Here is a 19327-nt window from a genome sequence, read left to right as displayed (position 1 = left end):
CGCCGGAGCCCTCGTGGTCCGGCGCCCTCCGGTATTCGGGTCCGCGAATCAGATCGTGGCGAGGAATATCTCGGCTGTCGCCTCCAGCCCCGCCCGATCGATTTCGTCGAAGCGCTCGGGCAGCGGACTATCGAGATCGAATACTCCGATCAGCACATCATCCCGGACCAGCGGGACGACTATTTCCGAACGTGTGTCGGCGTCGCACGCGATGTGCCCGTCGAATGCGTGTACGTCGGGCACGAGTTGGGTGGCCCTGGTCTGCGCCGCGGTGCCGCACACACCTTTCCCCAACGCGATGCGCACACACGCCGGTTTGCCTTGGAATGGGCCGACGACGAGTTCCCGGCCGTCATAGAAATAGAAACCCACCCAATTCACATCGGGCAGCGCGTGGAAGACCAAGGCGGCGAGATTGGCGGCGTTGGCGATGCGGTCGGTTTCGCCCGCCACCAGCGCTTCGGCCTGGGCGGCGAGCTGCCGGTACTGCTCGGCGCGGTCTCCGGTCAGGTCGGCGACGACGAACGACATGGCCCGAATGGTACGCGTTGGGAATTCGCTGTCTGCCCATTGATTCTCGATGATCGCAACACTCCGCGAGCACCGGGCGACCATCGCATCATCCCTGCATGACTTCGCAGCAATCCGTTTCCCGTTCCACTCGTTCGGCCGCGGTTATCGGTGCCGGACAGACCGGCGTCACTGCGGCGCTAGGACTCCTCGACGCCGGTTTCGACGTCACCCTCTACAGCGAGCGCGATCAGCGCGCTTTGCGCGACGACGTGCCCGCCACCGGCACCGCCCTCGAATTCGGTGAGACCCAGCAGGCCGAGGCCGCGCTCGGATTGGACAGCTACACCGCGCGGGCGCCCCGGCACACCGGCTTGAGCGTGCGCATCGCCGGACCCGGCCCCGACCGTCCCGAATTGATCCAATTCGACGGTCATTTCGACGGATACGTCGGCGTCGCGGTGGACACCCGGCTCAAGGCCGACGAGCGACTGACCGCGTTCCTCGAGCGCGGCGGCCGATTCGTGGTCGAGCCGGTGACGCCGGAGACACTCGACGGCATCGCCGCCGCCAGCGACCTCACGTTGGTCGCGACCGGACGTGGCGGGCTTTCGGGCCTGTTCCCCGTCGACGCGCAGCGCACCCCTTACGACGCGCCGCAGCGCTCGCTGCTCACCGTCGTCGTGACCGGACTCGGCCACGACGAGAACGTCTTCGCCCATCGCAGCGTCGCGGGCGGCGCGCACAGCGGTTTCTCCATCCTCGCTGACCAGGGTGAGGGGTGGTGGGGCCCGTACCTGCACAAGGACGCGGGGCCGAGCTGGGCGTTCCTCGGCTGGGCGCGTCCCGGCAGCGATTGGGAGAAGCGTTTCGCCGCGGCGGACTCCGCGGAGTCGGCGCACCGGATCGTGCAGGATCTCTACCGCGACTACATCGACTGGGACCTGCCGGAGGTGCTGGCCACCAAGACCATCCCCGAGGATCCGCACTCGTGGTTGAAGGGCGCGGTGCGCCCGGTGGTGCGGTCCGGTGTCGGGCGCACCGCGGGCGGGCATGTGGTCGCCGCACTGGGCGACACCGCCATCGCCTACGACCCGATCGCCGGGCAGGGCGCGCAGAGCGGCCTCATCCAGGCGCAGCGGTTGGTCGCGGCGGCCGCTGTGCACGAAGGACCGTTCGACGAGGCGTGGATCGCGAAGCAATACGCCGCGTTCCTGGCCGCGCGCGCCGACGCCGCCAACAAGGTCACCAGGCTGTTTCTCAGCGATCCCGAGCTGGCCGAGGTCGGCAACGCGTTCTTCGCCGCGGCGGCCGTCGACCCGGCGTTCGCTTCGGCGCTGGTCGGTTTGCTGCACCGGCCGCAGCCGTTCCTGCCGGTCGACTCGCCGGAAGCGGTCGACGAGTTCATCACGCGGGTCACCGGCGAGGACGCCGCCGCGTTGCTCGGCCGTTTCGCCCCCGCGGGCGAATTCGCCAGGTCGACCTACTCGCCTGCCCTCGCCGACGCCTGATCCGAATCGCACAGATTCAAAACCTCGTCCCTATCGGGTGCCGGTGCTGGAGTGGAAGGAGCGCCGGACGCACGCGTGGCGTCCGGCCTCCGATCCGACGGCTACCCCCGGAAACCATGGAGCAGCTATGACCACGGAGCAGATCGCCGAGCAGATCCGATTCGCCTACTGGGTGCCCAACGTCAGCGGGGGACTGGTCACCAGCGACATCGAACAGCGCACCGGCTGGGATTTCGAGTACAACAAGAAGCTCGCGCAGACCGCGGAGAACAACGGCTTCGACTACGCGCTGTCCCAGGTGCGCTACACCGCCTCCTACGGCGCCGAGTACCAGCACGAATCGACCTCGTTCAGCCTCGCGCTGCTCGGCGCGACCGAACGGCTGAAGGTCATCGCGGCGGTGCATCCCGGGCTGTGGCACCCTGCGGTGCTGGCGAAGTTCGGTGCCACCGCCGACCACCTGTCCAATGGCCGGTTCGCCATCAACGTCGTGTCCGGCTGGTTCGCCGGCGAATTCACCGCGCTCGGCGAGCCGTGGCTCGAGCACGACGAGCGCTACCGCCGCAGCGCGGAATTCCTCGAGGTGATCCGCAAGATCTGGACCGAGGACAACGTGAACTACGGCGGCGATTTCTACCGCATCCGGGACTTCACCTTGAAGCCGAAGCCGCTGAACAGCCCCGAGCGGCCGAATCCCGAACTCTTCCAAGGCGGCAACTCGACCGCAGCCCGGCGCAACGGCGGCCGCTACGCCGACTGGTACTTCTCCAACGGCAAGGACTTCGACGGCGTCACCGAACAGCTGGACGACCTGCGCGCCGTCGCCCGCGCCCACGACCGCGAGGTGAAATTCGGGCTCAACGGCTTCATCATCGCCCGCGACACCGAGAAGGAAGCCCGCGACACCCTGCGCGAGATCATCGAGAAGGCGAACAAGCCCGCGGTGGAAGGTTTCCGCGACGCGGTGCAGCAGGCGGGCGCGTCCACCCAGGACCGCAAGGGCATGTGGGCCGACTCCACCTTCGAAGACCTGGTGCAGTACAACGACGGTTTCCGCACCCAGCTGATCGGCACGCCGGAGCAGGTGGCCGAGCGGATCGTCGCCTACAAGCAGCTCGGCGTCGACCTGATCCTCGGCGGCTTCCTGCACTTCCAGGAGGAGATCGAGTACTTCGGCGCGAAGGTACTCCCGCTGGTACGCGAGCTGGAAGCCGCGCAGCGGCCCGTCGCGGCGGTGAACTGATGACCGCGGTCGCCGCCGATCGCATCCTGTCGGCGGCACAGGCGTTCGCGGTCGCGCAGCGGCTCGCGGCCGACTTCGCGTCGGGGGCCGCGGAGCGCGACCGGGATCGTGTGCTGCCGTACCCGGAGGTCGATCGGCTGGCGGCCAGCGGTTTGCTCGCGGTCACCGTCCCGGCGGCCTACGGCGGCGCGGACCTGCCGCCGAGCGTGGTCGCGGAAGTGACGCGGATTCTGGCCACGGCCGACCCCAATATCGCGCAGATCCCGCACAGCCACTTCGTCTACGTGAACCTGCTGCGGCTTGCGGGTACGGCGCAGCAGCAGAAGCGGTATTTCGGACGGGTGCTCGACGGTGGGCGCATCGCCAACGCGCAATCCGAGCGGGGCGGCGCGACCGTCGCCGATATCTCGACCACGTTGCGGCCGGTCGGCGACCGATTCCGGGTGGACGGCGTGAAGTACTACTGCACCGGGTCGCTGTTCGCCCACCTGTTCGCGGTGCTGACCAGGCTGGACGATCCCGAGGGACGCAGCGGCCTCGAGCCCGGGGAGTACATCGCCTACCTGCCCGCGAACACTCCCGGCGTGCAGGTCGTGGACGACTGGAACGGGCTGGGGCAGCGCACCACCGGCAGCGGAACGGTGTCCTTCGACGAGGTGCTCGTCGAGCGTGACCAGGTGATTCCTCGCTCCGGCGCGGTGCGCGCGCCCACCGGCTACGGCGCTTTCGCGCAGTTGCTGCACGCCGCCATCGACACCGGCATCGCCCGGGGAGCCCTCACCGCGGCAACGGAATTCGTGCGTACGAAGAGTCGTCCGTGGTTCGAGGCGGGAGTGGCGAACGCGGTCGACGACCCGTTGTTGATCCAGCGCTTCGGTGAACTGTCCGTCGCGGTGACCGCCGCGGAGGCCACGCTCTCGTCGGCCGGATGGACGTTGGACGCGGCCATCAGGATCGACCAGAGCGCCGCGAACGTCGCCCAGGCGTCGCTGGCCGTCGCGACCGCCAAGGTCCTCGCCGACCGCGCCGCCAACGACGTGTCCGCCGCACTGTTCGAGGTGGCCGGAACGCGCAGCGCGGCAGCGGATCTCAATCTGCACCACTTCTGGCGCAACGCGCGCACGCACACTTTGCACGATCCGGTGCGCTGGAAGTACCAGCACATCGGCCGGGCCTTGCTGCACGACGCCGCGCCTCCGCTCCACGGGGTGATCTGAAAGGAGACGAAATGACAGTCACTGTCGTCGTCGGAAATCCGAAGCCCGCCTCACGCACGCTCACCGCGGCCACCTTGGTGGCGCGGGGACTGCGGCCGGAGGTGGAGCCCACCGTGATCGATCTGGTCGAGTTCGGTCCCGCCCTGCTCAGCTGGGGTGACCCGGCCGTGGCCGATGCGGTGCGCGCCGTGGCCGGATCCGAACTCGTCGTCTTCGCCAGCCCCACCTTCAAGGCCACCTACACCGGGTTGCTGAAGCTGTTCCTCGAACAGTTCGAAGGGGGGACCGGCCTGGAAGGCGTGCTCGCGGTCCCGGTGATGCTCGGCGCCGGACCGGCGCACGCGCTGGCGCCGGATCTGTTGTTGAAGCCCGTGCTCGTCGAAATCGGGGCCACCGCCGCGTTGCCCGGGCTCTACCTGTCCGATCGCACATTCGCCGAGGACGGCGTCATCGACCGGTACAGTGGTCGATGGCGTTCGGTCGCCCAGGCACTGGCCCACAGCTCGAAGGCTGCGAATCATGCATGACCTGTTCGAATTCCCCGCCGACGGAGCCGGTCTGCGTCGCGCGTTCGCCAACTTCCCCAGCGGCGTGGTCGCGGTGTGCGCCGAGATCGACGGCGTCCCGCACGGTCTGGCGGTGAGCACGTTCGTTCCCGTCTCGCTGGATCCGCCGCTGGTCTCGTTCTGTGTGCAGAACTCCTCGGCCACCTGGCCCAAGCTCGCCGCCGCGAGCCACCTCGGTCTCAGCCTGCTCGGCACCGACCAGCAGGCCGCCGCCCGCTCCCTCGGCGCCCGCGACGGCGACCGCTTCCGCGACATCCAACTGCACCGAGGTTCCGGCGACGCCGTGTTCATCGACGGGGCGTCCGCCTGGATCGAGGGCGTCCAAGAGGCCCATGTCCCCGCGGGCGACCACGCCGTCGTCATCCTCCGCATCCACCGCATCGCCACCCGCACCGACGTGGACCCACTCGTCTTCCACGGCAGCAAGTTCCGCCGGTTGCATGCCGAACCGGCGAACGGGGCGGCCTGACGGGGTTCAGCCGCCAGAACGCGGTGCGGTTCGCCCGGTCGTGCAGGGGTCGGGTACTTCGGCGCCGGCCCCTCGCCTGACCGGGACTAACCGCGCGACGCGAGCCGCTGGTTGACCAGCTGATTGAGTGAAACGTTCATCTCGGTGGCTTCCCGTACCAGCCTGGCGTGCAGCTCAGTGGAAATACGCACCATGAACTTCCCGCTGTAGCTGCGCTCCGAGAGTGGGCGCGGCACGACTTCGTTGTTGACCGCCATGTCCTTGATGGTGTCGCGGACGAGTTCGCCGATGCCCCGGAGAGCCTCGTCCTGCGTCGGAGCCAGCCACGAGAGCGAGGGAAACTCCGCGCACAGACCGACGTACTCCTGGTCTTCGGACGACCAGAGGACGCGGTACGCGTAGTGCGTATAGTCCGGTAGGTGGTGCAGGTCGGACATCAGGCATCCTCCTTTGCTTCTATCTCGAGCAGCTTGTCTATCGCTGCGAGCACTTGCCTGACTTGGTAGGACTTGGCATTCCCGTCCCGTCCCTTTTGGATATTTACACGTGGGTCACCTGCCCAAGGCATCTTGAAGACGGCATGGCTGCTGCCTTCTTGGCGTGGGAGCCCGAAGTGATCGCAGCAGACGTTGTAGAGATCCTGGTAGCTCACGTTGGTTTGTGATTCCCGCATCTTCGCCAGGAGCTTCTCACGCTTACCCACTGACCAATGGTACTACCTGTAGTACCGATTTGTGCAAGAGTGGCATTGTGACCGGTCCTGCCGCAGCCGATGGGCCACTTTGCCGCTTGCGCGCCGAAACGGGCCTCAGCGGTGCCTGCCCGAGGGTTCGGCTTACCGGGCAGCGCTGTGGGAGACTCGGATGTCTCCTACGGAAAGGTCCGGCCATGACACTCGGGATGGTTCTCGGTGATTTCCCGCGCACTTCGGCGCGGGCGTAGAGACGACCTACTGACTCCTGTGCGCTGGCCGCACAGGTCTTTCGCGACCCCGCGTCGAAGTGCTCGTCGTGCCCTTTGCACGTTCGATCACGAGGAGTACGCGGTGTCCACCGTTTCCTGGACCGAGGACAAGACCTGCCGGACAGCCCGCTGGCATTCCGAAAATGGCACGCTGCCACCCTATTCCATCGTGGTGGTGAGCGACTCGACGACCGCTGACGCGGCTTGTCGATCGGCGCGAGCAGGAACCGGCCTGCTGTGGCGCGGGGATTTCCACAATGCGCGGCAGCTGCTGCGAGCGATGGGACGGCGGGTCGAGCGGAAGGCTCCGCTGGGTGACGATCCGGCCGAAGCGTTCCGGCGGTATCGCGCGTCGCGTCGTCGGCGCGCGGAACTGCTCGGCAAGTTGCTCGTGTTGCTGGAAGACGACTATTCGCTGGCGTTGCGTCGCGCTCCCGATGTGCGGCGCGCGTGCACCGGGGCGTACGGCGCGCCGCGCGGGCGCATGGTGGTCGCGCTCACCGAGTTGCTCGGCGTGCTGGGTGCGGCGCAATGGCGGGAGAAAGGCGTGTACGTGCCCGCACTCGGGGAGCGCATCCATCCGCACTACGGCGTGTTCTCCCCGGTCCGCGGCGAGTACGTCGATCTGGTCGCGTCCGCGCCGCTACCCGCACGAGCGGAGACAGCCTTCGATCTCGGCACGGGCACCGGCGTGCTCGCCGCGATCCTGGGCCGCCGTGGATTCCGGCGAATCACCGCCACGGACAACAATCCTCGCGCGCTGACCTGTGCCCGCGCCAACCTCGATCGGCTGGGCCTGTCATCTGTCGCCGTGCGAGGGCCGGCTCTCTTCCCGGACGGCGAGGCCGACCTCGTGGTGTGCAATCCGCCCTGGCTCCCCGGCACGCCTACCTCGGCGCTCGAAAGCGGCGTCTACGACGAGAACTCGTCCATGCTGCACGCCTTCCTCTCCGGCCTGCCCGCCCACTTGCGCCCGGGCGGCGAAGGCTGGCTGATCCTCTCCGACCTGCCCGAACACCTGGGCCTGCGCCCCCACGGCGACATACTCGCCCGCATCACCGCCGCAGGGCTCCACATCACCGGCCGACTTTCGACCCACCCCACCCACCACCGAGCCCACAACCCAACCTCACCCCTCCACAACGCCCGTACCCGCGAGACCACCTCCCTCTACCGCCTGACCCCTCGTTGAGCGCACATGGCGGAGAGGACTACTCGCGATTCGCCTCGCCCATGTGCCACTCGATGATGTGCTCAGTGCGGGGGGCTCGAGGAACAGCAGGTCGTGGTGGCGACGAAAATGTCGGTCGCATGGTCGGCCTTCTCCTCGGGAGTCGGCTGCGCTCGGTCCGAGCCGTCAGCTCGTGAAAGGTTCGAGGACGAAACGGCCCCACGCGATGAATACCGCCACCGCGAGATACACCGAGTTCAGCACCACGAACTTGTACTCCCCGAGCCGGCCGTGCGTGATCATCGCGCCGACCATGAGCCCCACCCAGCAGACGGCCGTGACCGGCACCATCACCGGGGCGATGTCGAGCACGGCGGGCAGGATCAGACCGGCCGCCGCCAGGATCTGTAGAACCCCCAGGCCCTTGACGAACCCGTCGCCCGCGGCCGCGGTCCATTCCCCGCCAGGCGACGCGGCAAGCTTTTCCCGGGGAACGAATGCCTTGGTGATACCGCCGAAAAGGGCGAGCGCGGCCAACAGTGCCGTAGCGATCCACAGCGCGATGTTCATCGGAATCTCCTCCGTCTCTAACGTGTCGGCATCCAGACACCGCGCGAACGAACACTGTGACAACCCAGTGACCTAGATCACTCGCCAGGCGAAGGTGGGCAACCTCGTCGAGTGGCACATAACGGAGAGGTCTACTCGGATTCGCCTCGCCCATGTGCCACTCGACTGGTGGGCTGCCTACCTATGCCGTGAGGCGTCCGGCCGGCTCCTCCCTGCCGCGATGAGGGTGTGCCAGGCAACCTGCTTTCGGTGGCACACGGCGATATCGCAGTTCCGATGCCGCTGCATTGTCAGGTGCGCCTCTTGCACGGCCTGGATATCGCGCGAGCGACCCGCGGCCCGTGGTCTCTCGCCCGTGCGCTGTTCGGCGGCACGAATGGCTTCGTGGTCGGGGGGAACCTGCCACCACAACGAGGCCGCGACTGCTGGGACCATCACCGGGAGTGCGGCGCCGAGGCCGATCCCGAAAGTGACCCACCCGTTCACTCGGCATCCCCTTCATACAGGTCCAGTGCTGGCGATCCGCGCTCGTGGTTCGGACGAATACCTCGGTTCGTTGCGGGAGTGGTCGTCCTCCGCGCGGGAGTTCTCCGCGCCGGAGGGGTAGCCGCTTTCAGGCGAGCGTGAGCACGGCGCGGTCGGTCCAGCGATACCGGCGGCCGTCGCGGCGCAGCTCGACGAGGTCGACCTCGCTGACGCGCACGGTGACCGGTGGCAGATCCCGCAGCGCGGCCACGTCGGCGATCAGCGCCGCGGAGGCCCGGGGTCGGTTGAGGTAGCCGATCCCGACATGCGGCCGGAAGTCGGTCGTCTCGGGGAGGCGACTTGTCGGCCGGTGTGCGGCGGTCGCCGTACGAAGCGCGTGGTGCAAGCCCAGCAGGTTGTGCCACGGGGCGACCGAGAACCGCAGCGCACTAGCGGATCCGGTCAGCGGCCCGACCTCGACCTCGAACGGTGCGATATCAGCCAGCCGAGCACGTGCGGCATCCGCGATACCCGCGAGCTGTTCATCGGACACTTCGCCGACCTTGCCGACACTCAGGAGTGTCATGTGCAGAGCGTCGAGGGGCACCAGGTCGATCCCATCATCGGCGAGAGTCTTCTGACACCGCTCGGCGAGATCGGTCAGCGCGGGATCATCGAAAGTGAGATACCAGTAGTAACCGGACTGACCGGGCGCCCATGACTTCAAGGTCCAGTGGTCGTGCAGGTTCCCGAGTTGCCGGAACGCAACCCAGTCGTTGGACCGAATGGCCGCCGCATCGGACGTCGATGCCGGCCGCAGCAACGGGAATGGGCGCTTGGTAGGAACCACGCGGTGAGTGTACGGACGTGCGACCTACCTGTCCGGCAATGAATCCACACCTCCCTGGCCCGGACCGACTGATCGCGTGCCGCCGCGTCGAGTGGCACATCACGGAGAGGTCTGCTCGGGATCGCCTCAACCATGTGCCACTCGATGGCGAGTGCAGCCGGGCGGTTTGGCCGGGCAGCAGAAAGGCCCTGGGGCGGCGGGTGCCGATCCAGGGCCTTCGGTGGAGCCGATGACGGGAATCGAACCCGCGCTGTCTGCTTGGGAAGCAGAAGTTCTACCATTGAACTACATCGGCAGAGGCAGATGTGCCAACCGAGACTGTAGCAGAAGCCGCGCGCGGGGTGGGAAAAGTACAGCTAGGTAGACGAAGCCCCGGCTCTGCCAGGCCCCGTGCTGGAAAGGTCGTCGCGAGACGTTGCCGCGCCCCGGCCGACGGGTATCAAGTACCGATACACCGTCAAACAGAGGATGAGCCACAGCGCGCCGAAGCACCAACCGCCGAGGACGTCGGTGGTCCAGTGGACGCCGAGGTAGATACGGGACAAGCCGACCGCGAGGACGAACAGCGCGGCGGCGATGGCGGTGCAGGCGCGGAGGGCGGGGCCGTGCACGCTGGGCAGCGCGACCACCAGGACTATGCCGACCACGACGAACGAGCCCATGCTGTGCCCGGAGGGATACGCCTGGTTGGAGACGCTGATCAGGTGGTCCTCGACGGGCGGGCGGTCCCGATCGGTCAGGCGCTTGCCGCCGCGAACGAGTAAGCCGCCGCCGAGCCCGGTGATCGCGACGAGCGCCGCCGATGTCCAGCGCCGCCGCCAGGTCAGCACCAGGCAGGTCGCGGTGGCCAGGGCGGTCATGGCGAGCGTTCCGCCCAGGACGCTGATCACCACCGCGGTCGGTGTCAGCGCGTCGATACGGTGCGCGACGGCCCAGTCGGCGATGCCGCGATCGACTCCGCCGGGGCCGCGATCCCCGACGACTCCTGCGGTGAGAGCTGCGGCGCACACCACCAGCAATGCGGTGAGCACCCCGAGAGCGTTGCGAATGCGAGGGGAGGTCACCCATTCCACGTTGCCATCTCCGACGCTGGAAGGTAACCCGAGCCGTTCCCAGCTGGGACGACACCACGCCGACGACTCGACCATCGTCGGCAAGCTCGGAGCCATCGGTCTAGGCGTGCGTCGATGGACCGGCGTCGCCGGACGGCAGCGATGCGCGATGAGGCGGTCGTGCCGCACGCGGGTCACGGCAGTGGCGTCCATGCCGCCTTTGTGCCGTTGTGGGCGAGCAGTGCTCGACGGCCCGCTGCGTCCAGCTGGTCGTGTCGAGCGTCTGCCGGGCCGCCGCCGCGGCAGCGCCGGGTCCGAGCAGCGGCCGCCGCCGACTCAGAACTTGCTGTAACCGCCGTCGATCAAGAGTGTGTCGCCGGTGTGGTAGGCGCTGGTGGGGCTGGCGAGGTAGACGGCGACGGATTCGAAATCGCTCGGCAGGCCCCAGCGGCGAACCGGGATCCTCGGGTGGACGCGTTCGCGGAAACGGTCCCAGGCGAAGGCCCCTTCGGTCATCGGCGTCTCGACCCAGCCGGGCAGCACCGAGTTCGCGCGGATGCCGTGCTTGGCCAGCTCCACCGCGATCGAGTTGACCATGGCGATCAGCCCCGCCTTGCTGGCCGCGTAGGACTGCCCGCGCGGAACGCCCTGGTGCGCGGCGAGGCTGGCGGTGGCGACCAGGCTGCCGCCCTCGCCTTGGGCGAGCATCACCTTGGCCGCTTCGCGCAGGGTCACGAACGCGGCGTCGAGGTTGAGGGAGGTGACTCGGCGGAATTCCGCGAGATCGGTCTCCACGAACGGGATGAAACCCTGACTGACACCGGCGTTCACGAAGCAGGAGTCGATGCGGCCGAGTTCGGCGGCCGCACGGTCCATGGTGTCGATCACCTGCTGCTCCTCGCCGACATCGCAGCTCAGCGCCAGTACGCGCCCGCCGAACTCGCGCAATTCGATGGCGGCGGCCTCGTTGCGTTCGCTGTTGCGGCCGACGACGCAGACATCGGCCCCGGCCTTCGCGAGCCCACGGGCGAATCCGAGACCGATGCCGGAGTTGCCTCCGGTGACGACGGCGACGTGGCCGGTGAGGTCGAACAGCGAGCCCTCGGTCATGGTGTATCCCTTCGATCGCGGGCGGCGCCGCCCGAATGAATGCGAGGATATCGCTCTCTCCATATCACTGTGCGGCGGAGGAGTCCGGGCGAGCAGGCGCTACGCTCGTCGCGTGCTGCTTTCCGATCGTGACATCCGCGCGGAGATCGCCGCTGGGCGTCTCGGGGTCGAGCCGCTGCTGGAGAACCTCATTCAGCCGTCGAGCATCGATGTGCGCCTGGACCGGATGTTCCGGGTGTTCAACAACACCCGCTACACCCACATCGATCCCGCGCAGCGGCAGGACGAACTCACCAGCGTGGTCGAGCCGGCCGAAGGCGAGCCGTTCGTCCTGCACCCCGGCGAGTTCGTGCTGGGCTCCACCCTCGAAGTGTGCACCTTGCCGGACGACCTGGCCGGACGGTTGGAGGGCAAGTCCAGCCTGGGCCGGTTAGGTCTGCTGACCCACTCGACGGCGGGCTTCATCGATCCCGGCTTCAGCGGGCACATCACGCTCGAGCTCTCGAACGTGGCCAATCTGCCGATCACGCTGTGGCCCGGCATGAAGATCGGCCAGTTGTGCCTGCTCAGGCTGACCAGCCCGGCCGAGCACCCCTACGGCAGCGCCGTGGCGGGCTCCAAGTACCAGGGCCAGCGCGGACCGACTCCGTCGCGGTCCTACCTCAACTTCCCGATTCCGGCCGCCGCGATCGACGCCGCCGAATCACGCTGACGTCGCCGGGTCCGCTTCGTCGACTGGAGAAGCGGACCCGGCGGACGGCAGCGGGGATCTGACCGCGGAGGTGATCAGTCCCCGCCGCCCGCTCCCACCGCGAGCGCCGTAGTGAGGATGACGGACAGCGGCGGAAGCGTGTCACCGCGGCTCGGCGGGCTGACCCAGAAGCACCCTTCCCGGGTCCAGCGACCGAGGCCGGTCGGCAACATCACGGCGCTGCCGACGGCGGGCAGGCCGATATCCAGCCGATTGAGTGCCTCGAGCACCTGTGGTCCCGGTCGACTGTCGGGCTCGGCGAGGAAACTCCATCGGATCTGCCTGGCCAACATGGGACCCCTCGTTCCCTGCTGTTCCAGTGCGGCGCGCACCATTTCGGCACGCGCGGTAGGCAGGTGGACGACGCAAACGCGGCCGGTGACCGGCAGCATGGCGAAACCGCCACGCTCGGTGACCGGCAGTCCGAACTCGTGCCGATAGAACGCCACCCAATCGTCCACGGTTCTGAGTTTCTCGACATTCACGGCGAACTCCTTGCCTTCCGACTCAATGGTCCCGGCTCGCCCCGTGATTCGGTATCGCCCGCGTGCCCGCTTTCCGCTGCCCTTCCGCTGCCTTTGATACGGACCACATTTCACCTGTGGCCCTGCTCACAAACCGCTCGTACTCTGGAAGGGGTTCGTTCGGAAGGGATGGCACCGTGGTCAGGCATTGGTCAGGCAAAGAGGCCCGCGCCCTTCGCGATGCCAAGCGGATGAGCATCAGGGAATTCGCGGCCCATTTGGGTGTGCACGAACGCTTGGTGTCGAAGTGGGAAGCCGGGGGCGTCCGGGTTCATCCACGACCGATCAACCAGGCCGCGCTGGACACCTCACTGGCCAGGTCCGACGACGTGGTGCGGGCCCGGTTCGCGGCCTTGATCGATCAGCCCTCGAGCGATCGAGCCGTCCCGCCGGGATTCGACGCGCGCGCCGACGCCTCGGCCCGCGTTCATTATTCGAGCGACGCCGACCTTTTGGCTCTCATAGACGCCGGTGCGATGAGAGGTGTTGCGTTAGCAGCGATTTCGGAGAGGGATCTGATCATGGCGGCTGCCCACGAGGCCAGCGAGCACGCCGGCAAGGCCGAGAGCACCAATGTCGGTGCGAGCACTTTGGAACAGCTCGACGCGGATGTCGTGCGCATCGCGAACGATTACGTGCGTATTCCGCCGGTGCCGATGATGGTGGAAATGGTGCGGGTGCGCCGCCGGGTGTATCGGTTGCTGGAAGGCCATCAGCGGCCCGCCGACACGGGGCATCTGTATCTCTTGGCGGGCACGCTCTCGGGCCTGCTCGCCAACGCCAGCACCGATCTGGGCTACTACGACGCGGCGGGCGAGCAGGTCCGAGCCGCCTGGGCCTACGCGGAACTGTGCGGGCACAACGGCCTTCGCGCCTGGACGCGCGGCATGCACGCGCTGATCGAGTATTGGTCGCAGCGCCCCCGCCGGGCGGTCCAGTTGGCCCAGAGCGGGCAGGAGTTCGCCGAGTCCGCGACCGCGCAGGTGCGCCTGCTCAACATCGAGGCGCGCATCTGGTCGGCGCTGGGCAGCGGCGCGGACACCGATCGCTGTGTGCGGGCGGCCGACGACGCCCGCGAGATCGCCGCGACCGACACGCTGCACGACGAAGTGGGCGGCGTCTTCGGCTTCAACGACGCCAAGGCCAACTACTACGCCGGGGCCACCTACATCCACCTCGGTCGGGCGGAGCCCGCGCTCGGGGCCACGCAGCGGGCCATCGAGTTGTACTCCAACGGGCCCTCCGAACAGCGCTCCTATGGCGCGGAGGCCCTGGCCAGGGTCGATTGCGCGGTCGCCCACCTGATCAACGGCAGCCTGGACGGCGCGTCCGAGGCGCTGCAACCGGTGCTCGGGCTCGACGAGGACAAGCGCATCGCGCAACTGGAGGAGCGGCTGACCGGTGTGCGCAGGCGGATCGCGGCTTCGGCCTTCCGCGACGCGGTCGAGGCGCGCCGGCTGGACGAGCGGATCGAGGAATTCTGCGGTTCCACCGCGGCCAAGAGCATCCCGCCGGGCACGGCTCACTGAGTGACGCGTCACATCCGGCCGGGACGTGGCCGCCGTCGCGGGCGGGAAGGCCCCGGACGGGTGCGGACAGGCGGTTTATCCAGTTGCGACGGATGGCACCATGGGACGGGTGAGTCCTCATCATCCGCACCGCCCCCCGCGTGTTCTGGAGCAGTCCACGAAGCTGCAGAACGTCGTCTACGAGATCCGTGGACCGGTACACGCGCACGCGGCACGGCTGGAGGCGGAGGGTCACCGCATCCTCAAGCTCAATATCGGCAACCCCGCCCCGTTCGGGTTCGAGGCCCCGGACGTGATCATGCGCGACATCATCGCGGCGCTGCCGTACGCCCAGGGCTACTCCGAATCCAAGGGCATCCTCTCGGCACGGCGCGCGATCGTGACCCGCTACGAGCTCGTGCCCGGATTCCCCGAACTCGACGTGGACGGCGTCTACCTCGGCAACGGCGTCTCCGAGCTGATCACCATCACCATGCAGGCCCTGCTGGACAACGGCGACGAAGTGCTGATCCCGGCCCCGGACTACCCGCTGTGGACCGCCATGACCAGCCTGGCCGGCGGCACTCCCGTGCACTATCTCTGTGACGAGGCCAACGGCTGGCAGCCCGATATCGCCGACATCGAATCGAAGATCACCGACAAGACCAAAGCGCTGCTGGTGATCAACCCGAACAACCCCACCGGCGCGGTGTACTCCGCCGAAGTGCTCCAGCAGATCGCCGACCTCGCGCGCAAGCATCAGCTGTTGCTGCTCGCCGACGAGATCTACGACAAGATCCTCTACGACGACGCCAAGCACATCTCGCTGGCCACCGTGGCGCCCGACCTGCTGTGCCTGACCTTCAACGGGTTGTCCAAGGCCTACCGGGTGGCCGGGTATCGCTCGGGCTGGCTGGCGATCACCGGCCCGAAGGAGCACGCGGCCGGGTTCCTGGAGGGCATCGACCTGCTCGCTTCCTCGCGGTTGTGCCCGAACGTGCCCGCGCAGCACGCGATTCAGGTCGCCCTCGGCGGTCATCAGAGCATCGAGGATCTGATTCTGCCCGGCGGCAGGTTGCTCGAACAACGCGACGTCGCCTGGGAGCGGTTGAACACGATTCCCGGAGTGTCGTGTGTGAAGCCGAAGGGCGCGCTGTACGCGTTCCCGAAGCTGGATCCGAACGTGTACGAGATCTACGACGACTCGAAGCTGATCCTGGATCTGCTGCTGCAGGAGAAGATCCTCATGGTGCAGGGCACCGGCTTCAACTGGCCGCACCACGACCATCTCCGGATCGTCACGCTGCCGTGGGCCCGGGATCTCGCGGTCGCGATCGAACGCTTCGGCAACTTCCTCGCCAGCTATCGCCAATAGTGGGAAGGATGGCGGTGGACAATATAATCGCCCCGCTTCCGGCCTGGAAACAAACCTGAACTACGGATATCTGTCGGGTTTGGCGACTAGCTAGCGCAAAAGAAGTACTTTTGTGTACAGTGGTCCTCGGCACTCAGGTGCCCGGTCGGATTGCCTACCCCCCCTGGGCATATCCGGCCTCGGGTTAGGCCGCCTACCCCCCTGGGCCGCCTGCCCTGCGGGCGGCGGAGACATCCCCCTGCTCTCCGCCGCCCCCTCTAATCCCATTTCTTTTGCGATCGGATCGCTCTGACCGTGTATTCGCAGTGTTCGGCAACCGCCGCCGCCGGTCTTGAAAATGAAATCCTTTAGGCTCGCTCCGGGCAGAACCACATCTGACAGGTAGGAGCGCGGTGAGCGACCACCACCATCACCACGATCATTCGGGACCGATCGCGATCGGCGCGACCGCGGCGCGCGTGGTCATCGGGCTACTCACCGTGATCGGGGTCGGCGTCGTCATCGGCGCGATCGCGCTGTGGCCCAGCAAGCAGCACATCGACATCCCGCTGCCGATGCAGAACGCGGGCGGCGGCGCGGTGCAGACCGAAGCGGGCACCGTGGTGCTGCAGGACGTCGGACCGTGCGGCAGCCCATCGCTGGGCAAGGTATTCGTCGACCAACCCGAGCCGCCACGCAGCACCGCCTACACCTGTCAGCGCAGCCTGATCGCGATCGAATCCGGGCCGCACAAGGGCAACCGCACATTGCTGGAGATCGCCCCCGGGCCAGGGCAGCCCGACCTGCACGCCGGTGACGAACTCCGCCTGGTCCGCCAGACCGATCCGAGCGGGACGCCGCTGTACTCGTTCGAGGACTACTCGCGCGGGCTGCCGCTCACGCTGATCGTCGTGGCTTTCGTGGTGGTGATCATCGCGGTGGCGCGCTGGCGCGGCGTCCGCGCGCTGCTGGGCCTGGTGTTCGCCTTCGCGGTCCTCGTGTTGTTCCTGCTGCCCGCGCTGCTGGACGGCAAACCGGCCATCCCGGTCGCCCTGGTCGCGGGCTCGCTGATCCTCTACGCGGTGCTGTATCTGGCGCACGGGGTGAACCTGCGCACCAGTTCGGCGCTGCTCGGCACGCTGACCTCGATGCTGCTGGCCGCCGCGCTGTCCTGGCTCACGATCGAGATCACCGATCTCACCGGGCTTTCGGAGGAACAGAACACGAACGTCGCGACCTACCTCGAGCACGTCAGCATCACCGGCCTGCTGCTGGCCGGGTTCATCATCGGTTCGCTGGGTGTGCTCAACGACGTCACGATCACCCAGGCGTCGGCCGCGTTCGAGCTGGCCGCCCTCGACGAATCGGCCTCGCGCCGCGAGGTTTTCGCCGCTGCCATGCGTGTGGGGCGCGACCACATCGCCAGTACCGTCTACACCCTGGTGTTGGCCTACGCCGGTGGAGCGCTGCCGCTGCTGCTGCTGTTCAGCGTGGCGGGACGGTCCATCCGCGACGTGCTGACCGGTGACGCGGTGGCCATCGAGATCGCGCGCTCGTCGGTCGGCGGGATCGCGCTGGCCCTCTCGGTGCCGTTGACCACCGGCATCGCGGTGCTGCTGGCCCGGCCCTTCACGACCAAGGAACCCAGCCCGCCCCCGCCGCCGCGCCGAGCCCGGCACGCCAGGGTCTGAGCTGCACCCGACTACCGCGCGGCCCCGGCCAGGTCAGCGTCGGCGTTCGCCCTGGCCACCCGGCGTGGATCCTGGCAGGTCAGGCTTGAATCGCATGCCTTAGGTCGTGTGCAGGCAGGCTATGTCAGCGGCTGACGGTATGTGGCGCCACTTCGTTCGTATGAAGCCCGGCACATCAAGTCTGGAACTGCGCTTGCTCGCGCTCGCGTGGACCCGCCCGCGCGGTTCGGCCTGCCGTCTCGTCACGAGTTGTGCGGCGTGGTCGGCTCCGCGCTCGCGCGGAGCCCCTCGGCGCGTTCGCCCTGAGCTACCCGGTCTCGCGCGGCGCCAAGGCGCGTTGAGCGAGGGCTACGCGCGTGGAGCCCGATGCTTCGGGAACGCCGGGAGTTGTGCGGTGCTGTCGCCGGGCTCAGCGTGGTGGCGGCGGGGGGAAGGGGAAGACCTCAGGCGGGATCGTGGGGACCACGATCGGCGGTAGGCCCGGCACCACAATGGTGTTCGGGCCGGGCGTCGGCGCCGCCTCGCTGGTGGTCTGCCGCCGGTTCGGCGGCGGCGCGGCGACCGATTCGTGCGCGGGCGATTCCGTGGTACCCGGCGCGACCGCGATCTGCGGATCCAAACTGGTCGTGCGCGGTGCGGTGGTCGGGGACAGCGACGGCGAGCCCTCGCTGGTGTGCGAATCCCGTTCCAGTACCTGAGGTCCGTAGCCGAGGCCGAGCCCGATCGCGGCGACGACGGCCAGCGCGCTCACCGTCAACACGGCGCCGCTGATCTCGCGTTTGCCACGCTGGGCCGGGGCCGACAACCAGGCGGGCGACAGCTCGTCGTCCAGCGCCGCGGTCGCGGCGGGCGTCTCCTTGCGAACCGGTCTGGCCAGCAGCGCGGCGCCGCGTGCCATCACGGTCTCCGGACTGTCCGGCACGATGACGGGCACGCCCATCCAGCGTTCGAGCACCTTGGCCACCAGCGGGATCCGCGCGCAACCGCCGATGGCCAGTACGCCGTGCACCGGGCGGTCGGAGCGCACGATCACGTCGCGCGCCATCCGCGCCGACGATTCGATGGCCAGCATGATCAGCGATTCGAAATTCTCCTGCGCGAGCAGGACCAAGCCCTGCTCGCTGGGCAGCGCCACCGCGGTATTGCTGGTCAGCTGCTCCTTCGCCTCCCGGCACAGCGCGTCCAGCGCGGCCAGGCCCGCGGCGTTCGGCGGATGCGCGATACGTCCCGAGGCGATCTGCTGCTCTCGGATCAGCGAGTCGAGATAGTCGCCGCTGATGTCGCTGGTGCGCTCGCTGTGCCGCACCTCGCGCGTCTGGGTGTCGACCACGCTCACCGTCAGGCCCGAGCTGCCCAGGTCGTAGACGACCAGCGAGGAGATGCCCCGGATATCGCCGGTGGCCTGCGCGAATTCGAGTGCCGCCGCGATCTCCGGCACGAGTTCGTAATTGGTGAGCTGCTGGCGCGCCATGGCGGCGCGGATAGCGCGGGCGTGCTGCTCACTGCGGTAGGCGATCGCTGTGGCGCCGATTCCCGGCGTGGCTTCCAGGGTGACCCCGATGGCCTCGGCCGCCAGCTCTTCCACGCTTTGGTCCAGGACCGGGATGGTCTGCAGATCGAAGGAATGCGGCGAGACATGCCCGTGGGGGTTACCGGCGTGCGGCCGCGCCATACGGACAGCGCCGGCCCCCACCGAAACTCCCAGTACCGAACTCATCAGCTGCCCATCTCGTTTCACACTTCACGACATGCGAGCCTGCGCCGTCCGTCGGCGGAGACCCGCTGGACGGACCCTACCGCCG

19 protein-coding genes and 1 tRNA gene are annotated in these 19327 nt (G+C 68.0%); 10 read left to right on the top strand and 10 right to left on the bottom strand.

Annotation, left to right across the window (positions count from 1 at the left end):
• Positions 1-48 precede the first annotated feature (48 nt).
• Complete coding sequence (locus tag ABZ552_RS00935) at positions 49-531, bottom strand: GAF domain-containing protein (protein ID WP_357435102.1); 483 nt, start codon at positions 529-531, stop codon at positions 49-51.
• 98 nt (positions 532-629) lie between these two features.
• Between ABZ552_RS00935 and ABZ552_RS00930 the strand changes: the two genes are divergently transcribed.
• From ABZ552_RS00930 to ABZ552_RS00910, 5 genes are all read left to right on the top strand, one after another.
• Positions 630-2021, top strand: coding sequence for a styrene monooxygenase/indole monooxygenase family protein (locus ABZ552_RS00930; protein ID WP_357435101.1), 1392 nt, complete (start codon positions 630-632; stop codon positions 2019-2021).
• Between the two features lie 127 nt (positions 2022-2148).
• A complete protein-coding gene (sfnG, locus tag ABZ552_RS00925; protein ID WP_357435099.1) occupies positions 2149-3264 on the top strand; it encodes a dimethylsulfone monooxygenase SfnG in 1116 nt (371 codons plus the stop codon).
• Positions 3264-4481 carry an SfnB family sulfur acquisition oxidoreductase gene (locus tag ABZ552_RS00920; protein WP_357435097.1) on the top strand — a complete coding sequence of 406 codons (1218 nt, stop codon included), beginning with the start codon at positions 3264-3266 and terminating at the stop codon, positions 4479-4481. Before sfnG ends, ABZ552_RS00920 begins: the two co-directional genes overlap by 1 nt.
• Positions 4482-4492: 11 nt before the next feature.
• Positions 4493-5008 (top strand): NAD(P)H-dependent oxidoreductase, encoded by a 516-nt coding sequence (locus tag ABZ552_RS00915; protein ID WP_357435095.1) that lies wholly within the window; start codon positions 4493-4495, stop codon positions 5006-5008.
• Positions 5001-5516: a flavin reductase family protein gene (locus ABZ552_RS00910; protein ID WP_281876193.1), complete on the top strand. Its 516-nt coding sequence runs from the start codon at positions 5001-5003 to the stop codon at positions 5514-5516. Before ABZ552_RS00915 ends, ABZ552_RS00910 begins: the two co-directional genes overlap by 8 nt.
• A gap of 86 nt (positions 5517-5602) precedes the next feature.
• Here the strand turns inward: ABZ552_RS00910 and ABZ552_RS00905 are convergent, their stop codons facing one another.
• The gene (locus ABZ552_RS00905; protein WP_281876190.1) at positions 5603-5953 is read right to left on the bottom strand and encodes a type II toxin-antitoxin system HicB family antitoxin; all 351 of its coding nucleotides are present in this window, start codon (positions 5951-5953) and stop codon (positions 5603-5605) included.
• Positions 5953-6219, bottom strand: a complete 267-nt coding sequence (locus ABZ552_RS00900) for a toxin HicA (protein ID WP_281876189.1) — start codon at positions 6217-6219, stop codon at positions 5953-5955. Before ABZ552_RS00900 ends, ABZ552_RS00905 begins: the two co-directional genes overlap by 1 nt.
• A gap of 342 nt (positions 6220-6561) precedes the next feature.
• On the opposite strand from ABZ552_RS00900, the gene ABZ552_RS00895 reads away from it, so the two are divergent.
• Positions 6562-7671, top strand: coding sequence for a class I SAM-dependent methyltransferase (locus tag ABZ552_RS00895; RefSeq protein ID WP_281876188.1), 1110 nt, complete (start codon positions 6562-6564; stop codon positions 7669-7671).
• Positions 7672-7836: 165 nt separating this feature from the next.
• On the opposite strand, the gene ABZ552_RS00890 is transcribed toward ABZ552_RS00895, so the two are convergent.
• From ABZ552_RS00890 to ABZ552_RS00870, 5 genes are all read right to left on the bottom strand, one after another.
• A complete protein-coding gene (locus ABZ552_RS00890; RefSeq protein ID WP_281876186.1) occupies positions 7837-8220 on the bottom strand; it encodes a DoxX family protein in 384 nt (127 codons plus the stop codon).
• A 613-nt stretch (positions 8221-8833) separates the two neighbouring features.
• The gene (locus ABZ552_RS00885; protein ID WP_281876185.1) at positions 8834-9535 is read right to left on the bottom strand and encodes a 2'-5' RNA ligase family protein; all 702 of its coding nucleotides are present in this window, start codon (positions 9533-9535) and stop codon (positions 8834-8836) included.
• A 221-nt stretch (positions 9536-9756) separates the two neighbouring features.
• Positions 9757-9830, bottom strand: a tRNA-Gly gene (locus ABZ552_RS00880).
• Positions 9831-9891: 61 nt separating this feature from the next.
• The gene (locus ABZ552_RS00875; protein WP_281876184.1) at positions 9892-10599 is read right to left on the bottom strand and encodes a phosphatase PAP2 family protein; all 708 of its coding nucleotides are present in this window, start codon (positions 10597-10599) and stop codon (positions 9892-9894) included.
• Positions 10600-10923: 324 nt separating this feature from the next.
• Positions 10924-11697, bottom strand: a complete 774-nt coding sequence (locus ABZ552_RS00870; protein ID WP_281876183.1) for an SDR family oxidoreductase — start codon at positions 11695-11697, stop codon at positions 10924-10926.
• A 112-nt stretch (positions 11698-11809) separates the two neighbouring features.
• Between ABZ552_RS00870 and dcd the strand changes: the two genes are divergently transcribed.
• Positions 11810-12409 carry a dCTP deaminase gene (gene dcd, locus ABZ552_RS00865; protein WP_281876181.1) on the top strand — a complete coding sequence of 200 codons (600 nt, stop codon included), beginning with the start codon at positions 11810-11812 and terminating at the stop codon, positions 12407-12409.
• 74 nt (positions 12410-12483) lie between these two features.
• Here the strand turns inward: dcd and ABZ552_RS00860 are convergent, their stop codons facing one another.
• Positions 12484-12933, bottom strand: a complete 450-nt coding sequence (locus tag ABZ552_RS00860; RefSeq protein ID WP_281876180.1) for a hypothetical protein — start codon at positions 12931-12933, stop codon at positions 12484-12486.
• A gap of 230 nt (positions 12934-13163) precedes the next feature.
• Here ABZ552_RS00860 and ABZ552_RS00855 point away from each other — a divergent pair, with 230 nt between their 5' ends.
• The 3 genes from ABZ552_RS00855 (at position 13164) to ABZ552_RS00845 (ending at position 17525) form a co-directional block, all read left to right on the top strand.
• A complete protein-coding gene (locus ABZ552_RS00855) occupies positions 13164-14501 on the top strand; it encodes an XRE family transcriptional regulator (protein ID WP_281876179.1) in 1338 nt (445 codons plus the stop codon).
• 100 nt (positions 14502-14601) lie between these two features.
• Complete coding sequence (locus ABZ552_RS00850) at positions 14602-15855, top strand: pyridoxal phosphate-dependent aminotransferase (protein WP_281876177.1); 1254 nt, start codon at positions 14602-14604, stop codon at positions 15853-15855.
• A 392-nt stretch (positions 15856-16247) separates the two neighbouring features.
• Positions 16248-17525, top strand: coding sequence for a YibE/F family protein (locus tag ABZ552_RS00845; protein WP_281876175.1), 1278 nt, complete (start codon positions 16248-16250; stop codon positions 17523-17525).
• A 409-nt stretch (positions 17526-17934) separates the two neighbouring features.
• On the opposite strand, the gene ABZ552_RS00840 is transcribed toward ABZ552_RS00845, so the two are convergent.
• Positions 17935-19242, bottom strand: coding sequence for an Hsp70 family protein (locus tag ABZ552_RS00840; RefSeq protein ID WP_281876173.1), 1308 nt, complete (start codon positions 19240-19242; stop codon positions 17935-17937).
• Positions 19243-19327: the final 85 nt, after the last annotated feature.

The sequence above is a fragment of the Nocardia sp. NPDC019219 genome, from assembly GCF_040632645.1.
GTDB classification, from domain to species: Bacteria; Actinomycetota; Actinomycetes; order Mycobacteriales; family Mycobacteriaceae; genus Nocardia; species Nocardia sputorum.
The sequence above is the reverse complement of the archived record's forward strand: the minus strand, read 5'-3'. Positions and strand labels throughout refer to the sequence as shown.